14 protein-coding genes are annotated in these 15,271 nt (G+C 69.2%); 5 read left to right on the top strand and 9 right to left on the bottom strand.

Translation table 11 applies throughout. From position 1 onward, the window contains the following. Nucleotides 1-4 precede the first annotated feature (4 nt). The 3 genes from ACXC9Q_RS08500 to ACXC9Q_RS08490 are packed head-to-tail and all read right to left on the bottom strand — an operon-like array spanning nt 5 to nt 2,138. A complete protein-coding gene (locus ACXC9Q_RS08500) occupies nt 5-886 on the bottom strand; it encodes an aldo/keto reductase (protein ID WP_457055934.1) in 882 nt (293 codons plus the stop codon). After that, nucleotides 883-1,566, bottom strand: a complete 684-nt coding sequence (locus tag ACXC9Q_RS08495) for an RraA family protein (protein WP_457055933.1) — start codon at nt 1,564-1,566, stop codon at nt 883-885. The genes ACXC9Q_RS08500 and ACXC9Q_RS08495 overlap by 4 nt, the downstream gene beginning before the upstream one ends. A 35-nt stretch (nt 1,567-1,601) precedes the next feature. Beyond that, a complete protein-coding gene (locus ACXC9Q_RS08490; protein WP_457055932.1) occupies nt 1,602-2,138 on the bottom strand; it encodes an AAA family ATPase in 537 nt (178 codons plus the stop codon). Between the two features lie 114 nt (nt 2,139-2,252). Between ACXC9Q_RS08490 and ACXC9Q_RS08485 the strand changes: the two genes are divergently transcribed. Next, nucleotides 2,253-3,533, top strand: a complete 1,281-nt coding sequence (locus ACXC9Q_RS08485; protein ID WP_457055931.1) for an AlkA N-terminal domain-containing protein — start codon at nt 2,253-2,255, stop codon at nt 3,531-3,533. Here ACXC9Q_RS08485 and ACXC9Q_RS08480 read toward each other — a convergent pair. Next, nucleotides 3,509-4,261 (bottom strand): isocitrate lyase/PEP mutase family protein, encoded by a 753-nt coding sequence (locus ACXC9Q_RS08480; RefSeq protein WP_457055930.1) that lies wholly within the window; start codon nt 4,259-4,261, stop codon nt 3,509-3,511. The two genes, ACXC9Q_RS08485 and ACXC9Q_RS08480, sit on opposite strands and share 25 nt — an antisense overlap. A gap of 215 nt (nt 4,262-4,476) precedes the next feature. Here ACXC9Q_RS08480 and ACXC9Q_RS08475 point away from each other — a divergent pair, with 215 nt between their 5' ends. Then, nucleotides 4,477-5,271 (top strand): class I SAM-dependent methyltransferase, encoded by a 795-nt coding sequence (locus ACXC9Q_RS08475; protein WP_457055929.1) that lies wholly within the window; start codon nt 4,477-4,479, stop codon nt 5,269-5,271. A gap of 15 nt (nt 5,272-5,286) precedes the next feature. On the opposite strand, the gene ACXC9Q_RS08470 is transcribed toward ACXC9Q_RS08475, so the two are convergent. The 3 genes from ACXC9Q_RS08470 to ACXC9Q_RS08460 are packed head-to-tail and all read right to left on the bottom strand — an operon-like array spanning nt 5,287 to nt 8,375. Beyond that, a complete protein-coding gene (locus ACXC9Q_RS08470) occupies nt 5,287-6,105 on the bottom strand; it encodes a TrmH family RNA methyltransferase (protein WP_457055928.1) in 819 nt (272 codons plus the stop codon). A 24-nt stretch (nt 6,106-6,129) separates the two neighbouring features. Beyond that, on the bottom strand, nt 6,130-7,317 hold the full coding sequence (locus ACXC9Q_RS08465) for a hypothetical protein (RefSeq protein ID WP_457055927.1): 1,188 nt from the start codon (nt 7,315-7,317) through the stop codon (nt 6,130-6,132). 59 nt (nt 7,318-7,376) lie between these two features. Further along, entirely contained in the window at nt 7,377-8,375 is a 999-nt protein-coding gene (locus ACXC9Q_RS08460) for a LacI family DNA-binding transcriptional regulator (protein ID WP_457055926.1), read from the bottom strand. Nucleotides 8,376-8,537: 162 nt separating this feature from the next. Between ACXC9Q_RS08460 and ACXC9Q_RS08455 the strand changes: the two genes are divergently transcribed. Next, complete coding sequence (locus ACXC9Q_RS08455) at nt 8,538-10,391, top strand: glycoside hydrolase family 127 protein (protein ID WP_457055925.1); 1,854 nt, start codon at nt 8,538-8,540, stop codon at nt 10,389-10,391. Nucleotides 10,392-11,148: 757 nt separating this feature from the next. Here the strand turns inward: ACXC9Q_RS08455 and ACXC9Q_RS08450 are convergent. After that, the gene (locus ACXC9Q_RS08450; protein WP_457055924.1) at nt 11,149-12,357 is read right to left on the bottom strand and encodes a TerC family protein; all 1,209 of its coding nucleotides are present in this window, start codon (nt 12,355-12,357) and stop codon (nt 11,149-11,151) included. Between the two features lie 101 nt (nt 12,358-12,458). On the opposite strand from ACXC9Q_RS08450, the gene ACXC9Q_RS08445 reads away from it, so the two are divergent. After that, nucleotides 12,459-13,067, top strand: a complete 609-nt coding sequence (locus tag ACXC9Q_RS08445; RefSeq protein WP_457055923.1) for an acyl-CoA-like ligand-binding transcription factor — start codon at nt 12,459-12,461, stop codon at nt 13,065-13,067. An 83-nt stretch (nt 13,068-13,150) separates the two neighbouring features. Beyond that, nucleotides 13,151-14,710: an FAD-dependent monooxygenase gene (locus ACXC9Q_RS08440; protein ID WP_457055922.1), complete on the top strand. Its 1,560-nt coding sequence runs from the start codon at nt 13,151-13,153 to the stop codon at nt 14,708-14,710. Here the strand turns inward: ACXC9Q_RS08440 and ACXC9Q_RS08435 are convergent. Beyond that, nucleotides 14,677-15,240 carry a helix-turn-helix domain-containing protein gene (locus ACXC9Q_RS08435; RefSeq protein ID WP_457055921.1) on the bottom strand — a complete coding sequence of 188 codons (564 nt, stop codon included), beginning with the start codon at nt 15,238-15,240 and terminating at the stop codon, nt 14,677-14,679. The genes ACXC9Q_RS08440 and ACXC9Q_RS08435 overlap by 34 nt on opposite strands. Nucleotides 15,241-15,271 lie beyond the last annotated feature (31 nt).

Here is a 15,271-nt window from a genome sequence, read left to right as displayed (position 1 = left end):
CGTCTCAGTTCAAGCTTGCGAGTTCTTCGGGAGACAGGTGGAAGGTGCCGGCGGCGATGTTCTCTTCGAGATGATGCGGGTTGCCGGTGCCGGGGATGGCGAGGACGTTCGGGCCCTGGTGGAGGGTCCACGCGAGGCGGACCTGTTGGGGTGAGACGTCGTGTCTGTCGGCGATCGCCTGGATCGCGTCGGAGTGGTCGGCCGCGGCTCCGCCTTCGCGGGAACCGGCGGCGATCGCGAAGAACGGCACGTAGGCGATGTTCCGCTCCGCGCACAGCTTGATCAGCGCGTCCTCATCGCCGCGCAGGTCGATCGCATAGCTGTTCTGGACGCACACGACCGGCGCGATCGCGAGCGCTTCGTTGACGTGGTCGGCGCGGACGTTCGACACCCCGAGCTGACGGATCAGCCCGGCGTCGCGCAGGTCCGCGAGCGCGCCGAACCGGTCGGCGATCGAGTCCGCGCCGGGCTTCTTCATGATCCGCAGGTTGACCACGTCAAGACAGGTGACGCCGAGCTGCCGTAGGTTCGTCTCCACCTGCGTCCGCAGCTCGGCCGCGGTCGTCGCATGGTAGAAACCACGGTCAGGGTCCTCGCCCGGCCCGACCTTGGTGGTGATGACCAGATCCTCCGGGTACGGCGCCAGCGCTTCACGGATCAGTTCGTTCGCGTACCGCACCGGCCCCTCGCCGACCCGCAGCGTCCCGCCCGGCGACACGTAGAACGCCGCCGTGTCGATGTGATTGACGCCGAGCTCCACCGCGCGACGCAGTACGCCGATCGCCACCGAGCGATCGGGATTCGCGGTGATCCGCATGGCACCGAAGCCCATCCGGTTGACGGTGACGTCGCCCAGTTTCCAGGTGCCGGCGGCGGCTGCACTCATTCTTCGATCGCTCCTCGGACTCGGCGCAGGTGCTGGCGGAAGGTCAGGGACGGGTCGGCGGCGCGCACGAGGAGATAGTCGGCGAATCTCACCTGTTCGCGCAGCGACCGCCCGGCGCGGATCGCGTCGGCCTGCTGGTGCTCGGTGTCCCGGATCGACTCGGCCAGCCCGAACAACTCCTCGACACGGTCGGCCGGGACGAAGATCGCGCCGTCCTCGTCCGCGAGTACGACGTCCTCGCGGGTCACCGTCCAGGCGCCGATCGTTGCCGTGGACAACGCATCGGCCGGCTGCGGGTCGAGGCGGAGCGGTCCGGTCGGCAGCGCGCCGAGGCTGAAGACTGGAAGGCCGATCGCGGTGATGTCGACCGTGTCGCGATGCAAGCCCCAGATCACGATGCCCGCGACGCCGGCGGCCTTGGCTTCGAGGGCGACCAGGTCACCGACGCACGCCTCGTCCCGCCGCCCGCCGTTGTCCACGACCAGTACGTCGCCCTCCTCGGCGGACTCGAAGGCCTCCAGGAACACGTCGACACTGCCCACGTGCTGCGCCGGCAGCACCCGCCCGGCGACCCGGCCGCCGGCCACGGCCGTCAACGACACCGTGCGTACCGGCACCCCGGCCCGGACGCACGCGTCCGCCATGTGCGCCGTGGTCAACCCCGCGAATCGCGCCAGCATCCCTGCCCCTCTCGATCGAATGCCCGCCAACGACCTTAGGACAGGAAGGCAAGGATCCCGTCGAGTGGTGGGTTGGTGGTGGTGTCGACGGTCAGAGCGGGGACCGGCAGGTCGACCGGCTGGAAGGCGTTGTGGGTCCGCAGCCGGGCCTCGGCGCTGATCTGCGCGTCCTCGTGAGCGGCCCGGCGGTGGTCGGTCGTCGTACGGGCGTTGATCCGGGCCAGCGCGACCTCGGCCGGGACCGTGCAGTGCAGGATGCGGACGTCGGCTCGACCGAGGAGCGGGGCCAGACCGGGGTTCCACAGCCGGTCCTGGAACGCGGCCTCGGCGACCACCGTCGTACCGCGGCCGACGAGCAGACCGATCACGTCGAAGAACGTCGACAGCGTCCGCATCGTCAATGGATCGCCCGGCCCGGGCACGAACCCGGGAGTCGCGTGCACCATGCCTTCCTTGATCTCGTCCCGGCAGATCGCCGGGCACCCGATCGCGGCCGCCACCCGGTGCGCCAGGGTCGTCTTCCCGGTTCCCGGCGGACCACTCACCACAACCACCATCGGTTTCGACTGCACCGCCGCACCCTAGCGACCCCGGCCCGCGATCTCCACCGAACTGTCGGTGGACCCGGTTAGCGTGATGTCCGGATGCGGCCGGACTCCTCGTGGGGCGGAGGTGACAGTGGATCGATGACGACCTATTCGGCCGTGCGTACGACGGGGATCTACTGCCGCCCGGGCTGCGGCGCGAAACCCCTCGCGGAGAACGTGCGGACCTTCGAGCTGCCCGCCGCCGCGGAGGCCGCCGGGTATCGCGCCTGCTTGCGCTGCCGGCCGTACCGGGTGGCCGGGACGGTGGCGGACGACGCGCCCGAGCTGGTCTGCCGGGCGGTGCAGTTGATCATCGCCGGCGTGCTGGACGAGTCGGGCGAGGCGGCGCTGGGTGCACGGCTGGGCTTGTCGGCGCGGCACCTGCGCCGGATGTTCCACGAGCACCTGGGCGTCACGCCCGATCAGTTCGCCCGCTCCCGGCGGGCGCATTTCGCGCGGCGGCTCCTGGACGACTCCGAGCTCGGAATCGCGGACATCGCGTTCGCGGCCGGCTTCGGCAGCTTGCGGCAGTTCAACCGCGCCATGCGGGAGGTGTTCCGCGCCAGCCCGCGCGAGTTGCGCGACCGCCGGCGGCGGACTGATCGCCTGGTCGCCGACGGCGGTCTGGTACTGCGCTTGCCGTACACCCCGCCGTACGACTGGGAGGCGATGAGCGCGTTCCTCGCCGAGCACGCGATCCCGGGAGTGGAGTCGATCGAGGACGGCATCTACCGGCGGACGATCGCACTGGACGGCGACCCTGGGTTGCTCGAGATCGGCCCGGGAGGGTCTGATCACCTGCTCTTGCGTGCACATCTGCCCTACTGGGAAGGCGTCATCCATGTCGTCGACCGCGCCGCCCGCTTGGTCGGGCTCGACGCCGAGCCGGTCCTCGCGATGACTCTCCTGTCCGGCGACCCGGTCATCGGGCCACTGATCGCGGTCCGCCCCGGCGTCCGCGTGCCCGGCGCTTGGGGCCCGTTCGAGGTCGCCGTCCAGGCAGTCGTCCGCGACCAGCTCCCACGCGACGATGCGTACGACGTACTCCACAAGCTTGTCGAAGTCCACGGGATGCCGGTCCCCGGGCTCGGCCACGAGCTGACACACGCCTTCCCGGGCCCGCAGGCGCTGACCGAGGCAGAGCTGGTCGGGCCGCTTGCGCAGGAAGTTGCTGCAGGCAACATCGTGCTGGATGTCGGAGAGGACGCCGAGGCGCTGATCGCTTCGCTGGAAGCGGTGCCCGGCGTCAGCACCAAAGCCGCGCACCACGTGGCGATGCGGCTTGGCGCTCGGGACGCTTGGCCGTTCGACGACGACGCCGAGCGACTACGACCGTGGCGCTCGCTGGCCGCCGTTCACCGAGTGCTCAGCGACTCGTAGGTGCCGCTCGAGAGCAGTTCCTTCGCCGCGGCGGTCGCCAATCCGTACGCGGCAGTGGTGATGGCGGGGCCGACGCTGATCCGGGTGACGCCTAGCGCGGTCAGTTCGGCGACGGTCGGTGCGCCTGGGCCGACCATCACGTTGAGGGGGAGTGGTGACTCCTTCACCAGCTGCTCGATGGTCGATGGGTCGACGACGCCGGGTACGAACAGGACGTCCGCGCCGGCCTCGGCGTACGCCTTGGCTCGGTCGGCCGTGCCCGAGCCGTCGCCGAACAGGTACGTGTCGGTGCGGGCGTTGATCACGAGATCGATGCCTGCAGCAACTGCTGCGGCGCGCGCTGCCGCGATCCGGGCGGCGTGAACCGCGGGATCGTCGAGCACGCCGCCCGTGCTGTCCTCGAGGTTGATGCCCACGGCACCGGCTTCGAGGACAGCCGCGACTGTTGCCGCCACGTCGTCGTACCCGGCCTCGATGTCGGCGGTGACCGGGACCGACACGGCCGCACAGATCGCGCGGAGTGCCGCGATCGCCGTCGTACGGTTCAGGCCGCCGGCGTCTTCCACCCCGGCGGCCCAGGAGACGCCGGCACTCGTCGTCGCGATCGCGGCGGCACCGGCGGCCTCGATCGCTCGCGCCGAGCCGGCGTCCCAGGCGTTCGGCAGCACCAGCGGCGGCTGGGCGTGCAGCGTGCGCAGCTGCCGGGCCAGGTCGGTCTGCGTGGTCACAGGCTCACCACCAGTTCGTGGTCGGTCTCTACGAACTCCAGCACTTGATTCCTCCTGAGGTCTGTCTTCGGCCTCTCAAGACTGCCGCGCAGGACGACCCTGGGTCTGGCCAGATTCGGACATCTCCGTCGGTCCATTATCCGAGACAATATGTCTCACGAAACAAGATCGTGCGCTAGCGTGGATCCTGTCGGCAAGGGGCGAAGGAGCCTGGGATGAACAATGTGTACACGCACGGCCACCACGAATCGGTACTGCGCTCGCACAGCTGGCGCACCGCGGAGAACTCGGCTGGCTATCTGCTCCCCCATCTTCGGCCCGGCATGTCGTTGCTCGACGTCGGAGCGGGTCCCGGCACCATCACCGCCGACCTGGCGCGCCTGGTCGAGCCCGGCCGGACCACCGCGCTGGAAGCGAACGAAGCGGCGCTCGACATCACCAGAGCGACCTTCGCCAAGCTCGACGTCCAGGTGGAGTTCGCGGTCGGCGACGTACACGCCCTCGACCTTCCGGACCACACGTACGACGTCGTGCACGCACACCAGGTCCTGCAGCATGTCGCGGATCCGGTGCAGGCGCTGAAGGAGATGCGGCGGGTCTGCAAGCCGGGCGGGATCGTCGCCGTCCGGGACTCCGACTACCACGGCTTCGTCTGGTATCCGGAGCTGCCCGAACTGGACGAGTGGATGGCGCTGTACCAGCGGATGGCTCGCGCGAACGGGGGCGAGCCGGACGCCGGCCGGCGACTGCTGTCGTGGGCGCTGGCGGCCGGCTTCGAGCAGGTCGACGCGACCGCGACCACCTGGACCTTCGCCAACGACGAGGATCGCGCCTGGTGGGGTGGGATGTGGGCGGACCGCATCCTGAAGTCCGCCCTCGCCGACCAGTCCCGCGCGGCCGGCGTCCCCGAGGAGACGCTCAGCGCCATCTCCAAGGCCTGGCAGACCTGGGCGTCGCGCCCCGACGGCTGGATCTCGATCCTCCACGCCGAACTACTCTGCACTGCATGACCGCCAAGCTGAGAGCTACCGGGTCTTTGACGGATGGGAGCGCTGGCGGGAGACCTCGTACAGCACCGCCGTTGCCGCGTTGGCCGCGTTGAGTGAGCTGGCTGAGCCGGTGATCGGGATCCGGACCAGCTGGTCCGCGGCCTCTTTCCACGCGGTGCTCAACCCGCTCGTCTCGTTCCCGATCAGCACCAACGCCGGCTGGGTGAAGTCGAAGTCGAACACGTCGACCGACCCGTGCTCATCGGTGCCCACGACAACGATCGGGATCGCGGACCGCCGGACCCAGTCGAGCACCTCACGGTGCGACGGCACACGTACGGCGGGAACCGCGAAGAGCGACCCGGTGGTCGCGCGCACCGCCTTCGGATCGTAGACGTCGGCGGCGTGCCCGGTGACGATCACGCCGCGGGCGCCGAACGCGTCCGCGGACCGGATGATCGACCCGATGTTCCCCGGCCCGGTCGGCCGGTCGAACACGACCCCGAGAAACTCGGGCCCGACCTCGATCCGCTCCAGATCGTCCGGCGGCAGCTCCAGCACTGCGATCATCTCCGGCGCCGTCTCGTCCTTCTCGCCGAGCTCGGCCAACAGCTCCGGCGCCATCGCGACGCGCTCGACGCGGGGCAACCGCTGCAACAACTCCTGGGCCCACCGCGACAGCGGTCGCGACGCATCGGTGATGACCGTCCGCACCGGCCACCCGTTGTCCACAGCAAGCGAAATCGGGCGTACTCCCTGCACCAGGAACTCCCCGGCCCGCTGCCGCTTGGTCCGATTGGTCAGGCACGCCTGCCACACCTGAAACCGGGCATTCCGCGCCGAGATCCGCTGCACGCCCCCACCCTACGGCGGACCGTCTCAGTGCGCTCGCCGCCGTCTTTGGCGGCGCTTGTACCGGACGAGACCCCACAGGATCAGGGGCAGGAGCCAGATGATCGGCAACCAGGGGAGACGCCACCAGTACGAGTCGCCGGCGAGTTTCGGCTGGTCGTCGTCGGCGACGAGGGGCCGGGCGGAGGCGGACCAGGCGAGGAAGGCGTCGCCGATCGGCAGCGTCCCGAACAGGTACCGCTTCGTCTTCAGACCGCTGAGGGGCAGACCGAGCAGGTCGCCTTCCCTGGCGAGCCGGTCCGCGAGCGGATCGTGCTGGACGCGGGCCGCGCCCATCGTGACCACGCTCGCGGACAGACCGAGCCCGAGGATCAACGGCCCGGAGTCGACATCGCCCTTGCCGCCCACACCTTTCGGATACTCGCGTACGCCGACCCCGGTGACGAACTTGTCCCGGAAGAGCTCGTACTGCGCCCGTGCGAAGACCGGGTCGATGTCCACCAGGAAGCGTTGGATCATGCCCTGCGACGACGCCCGCGCTCCGATCGGCTCCGGGGCCACCTGGTGCGGCAGCAGCCCGGTCGCCGGATCCAGCTTGGTCTTCACCGCCGCCACCCAGTTCGTGGCGATCCGGCCGAACCGCGGTGCCACGAGTTCGTCGTACAGGCGGAGGGAGGCGATCGCGACGGCCGAGTCGACGGGCCAGGCCTGGCCCGGATACGACTGGAGATAAGGGGTCTTCGCGGTCCGGAACGCGGTGGCGATCTCGACCGATCTGCTGCTGAACTCGTCGATCTCGGCCGCGTTGGAGTGCTTGAGGGCGATCAGTCCGCCGCGCAGCCAGTTCGTCCAGCCCGCGTAGAAGACGCCGTACCCCGGCTGGAGCGAGGCGTCGAAAGGCCCGGTCCCGTCCGCGGACTGCAGCCGGTCGAGGGCCCAGCGTGCCTCGGCGGTCGCGTCGACGGACCGGTCGGGATCCGCGAGCCCGACCTGGACCCACGTCAGTCCGTAGAGCGCGTTGAGGAAGAAATACCCCTCCGGGAACTGCTTCTGGGCGGCGTGGTCCGCGCCGCCCTCGATCTGGGCGCGCAGGAACGCCAGTTGCTTGACCACACCACGGGTGGGATCGGTCCGGGGAAGGACCAGGCGTGCGGTGCCCACCCCCGCCACCATCGTGGCGATCACCGCTACGCCGATCAGGAGCTTGCGCAGCACCTGAGTCAATCTAGCGAGTACGGGCAACCAACGGCGGACGAACGGGCGACCATCCGGTGTCAGGTGCCGAGCGTCGACTCGCGGGTGACCAGGCGGGTGGGCAACTCCATCAGGCCGGGATGCGGCGATCCGGCGATCGCGTCCAGCAACAGATTGGCGGTACGGCGGCCGAGCTCCTCGAGCTCGAGATCGACAGTGGTCAGCGGCGGCCGGCCGGCCAGCGCCATGACGGACCAGTTGTCGTAGCCCGTGACCGCGATGTCGTCGGGCACCGAGCGGCCGAGCTCGCGGAGCCGATCGCAGACACCCCGCGCGATCTGGTCGCTGCCGCAGGAGATCGCGTCGAGATCAGGTGTCGTGCGCAGCAGTACGTCGACCGCGTGCCGCCCCCATCGCTCACTCCACTCGCCGTGCATCGGCTCACCGGCCAGCGCGTCGCCGGCCGTCTCGACCGTCGCCGCGGCGCGATTTCGCGCACTCTGATGGGTCGCCGGTCCTGTCACGTGTGCGATCCGCTGCCGACCGAGTGAGAGCAGATGTCGCACCGTCGACCCCGCCCCTCCGTGATCGTCGACGACCACTGAGGTGTCGGCCGGATCGGTCGACGGGCTGAACGCGTAGACCACCGGAATCGGTACGTCGATCGGCGCGCGTGCCTCGGTCCGGCGACCGGTCACGATGATCCCGTCCACCCGCCGCGACACCAGCGAGCGCAGGTAGTGCTGTTCGCGCAGTGGATCGTCCCGGGTGTCGCACAGCACCAGCGCCATCTCGCCCGCGCTCAGTGCGTCCTCCGCGCCGAGCATGATCGGGATGCTGAACCGGCCGGAGCTGTCAGTGGTGATCAGCCCGACCGTGAAGCTGCGGCCGGACGACAACGCCCGGCCCCGGCTGTCCGGGGTGAATCCGAGCTGCTCAGCGGCCCGCCGTACCCGCTCTCTGGTCTCCTCGCGGAGCTGGCCGGTGTCGTTCAGGGCCTTCGACGCGGTGCTCGTCGAGACCCCCGCCAGCGCGGCCACATCCGTGATCCGGGGCAGCGAGGGACCGCGTGACGCCATCCGGCAACTCCTTTCCGAATTTTCCGGAAACAGTACCGCAGGCTGACCGGTCTGTCCGAACCTTGCCAGGTCCGAGGGGTTGACCAAGGCCTGGAACCTCTCTAACTTCGTGCAGGAAAACGTGTTCCGAATTTTCCTAACCTTCCCCAGGAGTCACGTCCTATGACGGAAGCAGTCACCACCTCCCGCAGCCCGGCAGCCGCGACCAACGGCCGCTGGCAGCCCCTCGGACTCGGCCAGGCGACGATCATCGGCGGCTTCTGGGCGCCGCGCCAGGCCCGCAACGGCGAGGACGCGATCCCCGGCGGTCAGGACCAGTTGGAGACAGCGGGCAACCTACAGAACCTGCGCCTCGCGGCCGGCATCGGCGAGGGCGAGGCCATCGGCCCGGTGTTCGCCGACTCCGACGTCTACAAGTGGCTCGAGGCCGCCGCGTGGGAGTACGGGCGCAATCCGAACGACGACCTGCTCAAGCGCATCCGCGACTTGACCTGTGTGGTCGCCGCCGCGCAGCGCGAGGACGGTTACCTCGACTCGGTCGTCCAGCTCCGGTACGGCGACGAGGGCCGCTACCAGCAACTCGTCTGGAGCCACGAGCACTACTGCGCCGGCCACCTGATCCAGGCCGCCGTCGCGCAGGTCCGCTGCACCGGCGACCGTGCGCTCCTGGATGTCGCGATCAAGCTCGCCGACCACCTGGTCGCGACCTTCGGCGACGACAAGACCGTGGACGTCGACGGCCACCCGGTGATCGAGATGGCCCTGGTCGAGCTGTATCGGGAAACCGGTACGACGGCTTACCTCGACCTTGCCAAGTGGTTCGTCGAGGCTCGCGGCCACGGCATCATCAAGAACCACGGACACGAGCCGGCGTACTTCTCCGATCGCGTCCCGGTCCGCGAGGCCACATCGGTCGAAGGGCACGCGGTGCGCGCGGTCTACCTCGCGGCCGGAGCGACCGACGTCGCCCTCGAGACCGGCGACACCGACCTGCTCGACGCGCTGAAACGTCAGTTCGAGCACATGTGGTCGACGAAGACCTACGTCACCGGCGGTCTGGGCGCGCGTTGGGAGGGCGAGGCGTTCGGCGACGAGTACGAGCTGCCCGCGGACCGCGCGTACGCCGAAACCTGTGCGGCGATCGGCGGCATCCAGTGGGCTTGGCGGATGCTCCTCGCCACCGGTGAGGCGTCGTACGCCGATGCCGTCGAGCGGATGCTCTACAACGGGTTCCTCGCCGGGGTCTCGCTCAAGGGCACCGAGTACTTCTACGTCAACCCGCTGCAGTTGCGGGGTGGCGCCCATGCGGACAACGGCCGCAGCCCCGCGCACGGCCGGCGCGGCTGGTTCGACTGCGCCTGCTGCCCGCCGAACATCATGCGTACTCTCGCCAGCCTCGACGGCTACCTCGCGACCACACGCGATGGTGCGATCCAGATCCACCAGTACGCCGCGGGCACGCTGACCGTCGGCGACACCGAGCTGACAGTGGACACCGCCTACCCGTGGGACGGCACAGTTCGCATCACTGCGACCAAGCCAGTGGCAGTGCAATTGAGGATCCCGGCCTGGGCAGATGGTACCACCGTCAACGGTCAATCCGTGCAAGCGGGCACCTATGCTGATGTGACTGCTGACGCGATCGACCTGCAGTTGCCGTTGGCAACTCGCGTGGTCGGCGCCGATCCACGCGTCGACGCCGTCCGCGGTTGTGTCGCGCTGGAACGCGGGCCGCTCGTCTACGCGGTCGAACAGGTGGACCAGGACGCGAACGTCGACGACCTGCATCTGTTGCCGGAGGCATCAGTTGCCGCGAGCCACGACGACGATCTGCTGGACGGCGTCACCGTGCTCAGGACGCGCGGACGGATCGGCACCGGTCATCGTGACGGCTGGTCGTTCACCCCCGCGGCCAAGGACGACACCGGCGACGAGGTGGACGTGGTCGCGGTGCCGTACTACGCCTGGGCCAACCGCGAGATCGGCGCCATGCGCGTCTGGCTGCCGAGGGCCTGATCATGCTCACCGGCGGACGTTCCTCGGCCTGGCGGCCGCGGCGCCCACGGCGAGCGCCGTACCGGGCTGTAGCTCGGTCCTGGCCGAACCCGATGTCCAGGCGGCGGGGTTCGGCCAGGACGCCACCGGCACCGTGCAGGTGTGGTGCCGGGCGGCGACGCAGACTGGCCTGACCACTCGTCACCCCCGGCGCGGCCACGGTCGCTCTCTACGCCTTCCTCGCCGCCTGGACAGAATTCCTCGGCGCGCTCACCTTCCTCACCAAGGACGAGCTCTACACGCTGCCCGTCGCATTGGTGAACGTCCAGGCCGGCGCCTACGGCGAGATCAACTTCGGCTCCCTGGTCGCCGGAGCCGTCATCGCAATGATCCCCTGCGTTGTCCTCTACGTCGCCCTACAACGCTTCTACGTAACAGGCCTAGCCTCCGGAGCAGTCAAAGGTTAGCCCGCCTCCTCCCCTTGGGCGAACCCTCCAACTGAAGGGTCATCCCCTCAGCTGGAGGGTTGCCCACTCAGAATCCGAGCGGGCAACCCTCCAACTCAGGGGGCAACCCCTCGAACTCAAGGCAACCCTCCAGCTCGCGGGTTATCCCCTCGGCTGGAGGGTTGCCCATTCAGAATCCGAGCGGGCAACCCTCCAACTCAGGGGGCAACCCCTCGGACTCAAGGCAAGCCGCCGGCTCGGGGGCATCCCCTCAGCTGGGGGTGCCTGTCGTGGATCCGGGGGGTGCCGGCTCGGGGTGGGGAGGGGCGGAGTTAGAGGCTGGGGCGGACTTCGTGGTCGGGGTGGGCGGCGGCGTGGGCGTCGGCGACCTGGCGGCACAGGGCCATCAGTTCGGTCTCGTTCTTCACCTGGCGCCTGGCCTCCGGGCCGAGGTCGATGATGTGGTCGCGGGCCCGCAGCAGCCGCTGGAAGATCCGCTCGCGCTCGTGCGGGTCGTCGGTGTATTCGGCATCCAGGTAGGCGGTCGCGTCGCGGCGGATGTGGGCCATCGCGGTCTGCGTCCGGCCGCGGGTGCTGAACAGGGACGCGAAGATCGTGATCAGCAGCACGACCAGGATGACGAGCAGTGACAGCCCGGTGCTGATCTCGACCACGTCGACGGGCTCGCCGCCGTTCACGAACGGCAGGTTGTTCTCGTGCAGAGCGTGCAGGATCAGCTTCGTGCCGATGAAGAGCAGGATCGCGGCCAGCCCGAAGGACAGGTAGATCAGCCGGTCCAGCAGGCCGTCGAGCAGGAAGTACAGTTGCCGCAGGCCGAGCAGGCTGAACGCGGTCGCGGTGAAGACCACGAACACGTTCTGGGTCAGGCCGAAGATGGCCGGGATCGAGTCCAGCGCGAACATCACGTCGGTGCCGCCGATCGCGAGCATCACCAGCAGCATCGGCGTCATCATCCGGCGCCCGTCGACCACGGTCGTCAGCTTGTCGCCGTCGTACTCCTCGCTGGTGCGGAACAGCCGCCGGCTCAGCCGGACCACGATGTTCTGCGCCTGGTGTGACTCCTCGGTCTCCGGCTTGAGCATGTTGCCGGCGGTCAGCAGCAGCGCTATCCCGAACAGGTAGAACACCCACGAGAACGTGTGCAGCAACGCCGAGCCGACGAAGATGAACGCGGACCGGGCGATCAGCGAGACCACGATGCCGATCAGCAGCACCTTCTGCTGGTTCTCCCGCGGCACCCGGAAGCTGGTCAGGATGATCAGGAACACGAACAGGTTGTCCACCGAGAGCGCTTTCTCGGTGATGTACCCGGCGAAGTACTCCGAGCCCATCGCCGTCCCGCCGAACACGAGCGTCCCGAGGCCGAACAGTACGGCGATGCCGACGTACACCGTGGACCAGATCGCGGCCTCCCGCAGCGTCGGGACATGTGCGGACCGGACGTGGAAGAAGTAGTCGAACAGCAGCAGCGCGACGATGCCGAGCAGGGTCAGGATCCAGACCAGCGGGGACACGGCCATGGGCCCAACCCAACCATGCCCGATGGGCGTCTGTCCCTGAATCAGAAATTTGCCTAAAAGGCATCTTTGCCTAAAAGGCAAAGTTTGCTACGGTCAAGAACATGACCGAAGGGTTGCGGGAGCGGAAGAAGCAGGAGACGCGGATCGCGCTGAGCTGGGCGGCGGTGCGGCTGACGGTCGAGCGCGGGCTGGCCAATGTGCGGATCGAGGACATCGCGGCCGAGGCTGGGGTTTCGCTGCGCACGTTCCGGAACTACTTCTCCAGCAAGGCCGAGGCGATCGCCGCCCGGGAGGTCGACCGCAGTCTGGCCATCGCCGCCGAACTGCGCGCGCGGCCGGCCGACGAGCCGCTGTGGCCCGCGATCCGGGCGTCGATCGAGTCGCAGATGGCGCTCGGCGTGGAAGGCCACGGCGGCGACCAGCCGCCGGACCAGCGGTGGCTGGCCGGGATCCGGCTGATGGTCACCGAGCCGTCGTTGCAGGGTGAGATGGCGCGGGCGTATGCCGCCGCGAGCGAGGAGTTCGCCGCCGCCGTCGCGGACCGGACCGGGACCCATGGGCTGTATCCGCACCTCGTCGCAGAGGTCGTGGGCGCGGCCAGGGCGGCCGCGAGCGCCGAATGGCTGCGCGGCGATCCACCTCGATCCATGACCACCCTGCTCTCGGAGGCTCTCGACCAGATCACCGCCGGCCTCCCCGAACCCGACTAGAACCCACACACACCCCCAGCAGATACCCCCGGCGCCGCCGGGGCAGTCAGTCACGCCCATTTTTCACTGGAAGGACACGTGCCATGGATGTAGATGTCGTCATCGCCGGGGCCGGACCGAACGGCCTCATGCTCGCCTGTGAACTGCGGCTGGCCGGAGTGCAGCCGCTCGTGCTGGAGCGGTTGCCGGAGGCCAGCGAGGTGCCCCGGGCCAACGGCCTGGTCGGCCAGGTCGTCCGCATGCTCGACCGTCGCGGCCTGCACGAACGCCTCAGCGGTACGCCGGGTCCACCGCAGCCGCAGCCGCGCTACATGTTCGGCGCGTTCCCGCTCGACCTCAGCACGATCGAGCAGAACCCGGTGTACATGCTGCCGGTGCCGCAGCGCCGGATCGAGGAAGTCCTCCAGCAACGGGCACTCGAGCTCGGAGCCGAGATCCGCCGCGGTCATGAGCTGATCGGGTTCACGCAGGACGCCGACTCGGTCACGGTCGAGATCTCCGGCCCGGATGGCCCGTACCACGTGACGGCTCGCTATCTCGTCGGCGCGGACGGCGGCCGCAGCCTCACCCGCAAACTGGCCGGCATCGACTTCCCCGGCATCACCAACGACACGATGGTCTCCCGTACGGCGAACGCGCTGGTGCCACCCGAGTACGTCGATTCGGCCACCGGAGCCCTGTCGATCCCCGGGTACGGCGTGATCCCCGGCCTGATGCATCACCGGACCGAGCGCGGTCTGTTCCTCTACGGACGGCTGCCCGGTCGGTCGCCGGTCGTCAGCACCGGTGAGTTCGACGTACCGCCCGCAGGCCCGATGACGCTGGAGGAGTTGCAGGACAGCGTCGACCGGGTGCTCGGGGTACATCTGCCGCTCGCTCCGCCGGATGGTGACGGGCCGCACCTGCTGCGCCGGGTCGTAGGAGGCAACAGCCGCCTCGCTGACCGGTTCCGCGAAGGCAGGGTGCTACTGGTCGGGGATGCCGCGCACGTGCACTCCGCGATCGGCGGCCCGGGACTGAACCTCGGCCTGCAGGACACGGTCAACCTGGGCTGGAAGCTTGCCGCCGAGCTGCAGGGCTGGGCTCCTGACGGTCTGCTCGACAGCTACGAGTCGGAGCGCCGGCCGGTCGGGCAGCGGGTCGTGATGCAGACCCAGGCCCAGTCGGCACTCATTGCCCCAGGCAACGACGTCACCAGGTTGCGGGAGCTGTTCGGCGAGTTGCTGACCGAGCCGCGGAACGTGCAGCGGATCGCGGACCTGATCACCGGCGCGGACATCCGGTACCACGACGGCCCGCATCCGCTGATCGGCCGCTGGGCGCCGGATCTCATGGTCGACGGGACTCGACTGGCCGAGCTGATGCGCACCGGCCGTCCGCTGCCGGTCGACCTGACCCCGGAGGCGTGCTTCGCCGCGGGCATGACATCGGAGGCGTCGTACGCCGCGACCGTGGCCAGGGATCGGGTCGACGTTGTCGCCGGACGCGGTGAGTCGCCGATCGCCTTGCTGATCAGGCCGGACGGGTACGTCGCCTGGGCCGCCGAGCAGGACGGTGTCGCGGAGCAGACCGGCTTGCGGGACGCGTTGGCCCGGTGGTTCGGCGTACCTCAGGAACGGCCCTTGACCAGCGCCACCAGGTAGCGGCAAGGGGTCGTCCCCGGATTGTGGAACGTGGTCGCCGACGGCGGGCCGAGCTGGAGGCAGTCGCCGCTGAGCAGGTCGTGGACCAACGGGCCCTCGTGGAAGCGCAGGTGTCCGTCGAGGATCCAGAGCTGCTGGTACTTGAAGATGTAGGCGTCGGCCGGATACGACACCGAGGCGCCGGCCGGCAGCTCGACCTCGACCAGTTCGAGCGGGCTGTCGGTCACCGGTGAGACAGCCCGCCGCCGGTATCCGGTGGCCGGGTCCGTCCAGACCGGCTGGTCGCCGGCCCGCCGGAGGAGCTCACCGGTGTTCTCGGCGCGGGCGACCAGCTCGGACAACGTCATGCCGAGCGCGCCGGACAGCCGGCCGAGCAGTACGGCGGTCGGTTGAGCCTCACCGCGTTCGATCTTGCCGATCATCGCGCGGGAGACCCCGGAACGCTCGGCGAGCGCGTTCACCGACAGGTCCTGCGCGACCCGGGCAGCCTGCACGGTCGCCGCGAGTGAGGCAGAAAGCTCATCCAACATGCTTGCCACTATAGCGTCAGTTGTGGCTACT

The sequence above is a fragment of the Kribbella sp. CWNU-51 genome, assembly GCF_054073265.1.
This window is presented reverse-complemented; position numbering and strand designations above follow the sequence as displayed.

Coding starts and splice junctions, on each gene's coding strand:
- ACXC9Q_RS08500 (WP_457055934.1), bottom strand. CDS start 886: ATGAGTGCAGCCGCCGCCGGCACCTGGAAACTGGGCGACGTCACCGTC.
- ACXC9Q_RS08495 (WP_457055933.1), bottom strand. CDS start 1,566: ATGCTGGCGCGATTCGCGGGGTTGACCACGGCGCACATGGCGGACGCG.
- ACXC9Q_RS08485 (WP_457055931.1), top strand. CDS start 2,253: ATGACGACCTATTCGGCCGTGCGTACGACGGGGATCTACTGCCGCCCG.
- ACXC9Q_RS08475 (WP_457055929.1), top strand. CDS start 4,477: ATGAACAATGTGTACACGCACGGCCACCACGAATCGGTACTGCGCTCG.
- ACXC9Q_RS08460 (WP_457055926.1), bottom strand. CDS start 8,375: ATGGCGTCACGCGGTCCCTCGCTGCCCCGGATCACGGATGTGGCCGCG.
- ACXC9Q_RS08455 (WP_457055925.1), top strand. CDS start 8,538: ATGACGGAAGCAGTCACCACCTCCCGCAGCCCGGCAGCCGCGACCAAC.
- ACXC9Q_RS08450 (WP_457055924.1), bottom strand. CDS start 12,357: ATGGCCGTGTCCCCGCTGGTCTGGATCCTGACCCTGCTCGGCATCGTC.
- ACXC9Q_RS08445 (WP_457055923.1), top strand. CDS start 12,459: ATGACCGAAGGGTTGCGGGAGCGGAAGAAGCAGGAGACGCGGATCGCG.
- ACXC9Q_RS08440 (WP_457055922.1), top strand. CDS start 13,151: ATGGATGTAGATGTCGTCATCGCCGGGGCCGGACCGAACGGCCTCATG.
- ACXC9Q_RS08435 (WP_457055921.1), bottom strand. CDS start 15,240: ATGTTGGATGAGCTTTCTGCCTCACTCGCGGCGACCGTGCAGGCTGCC.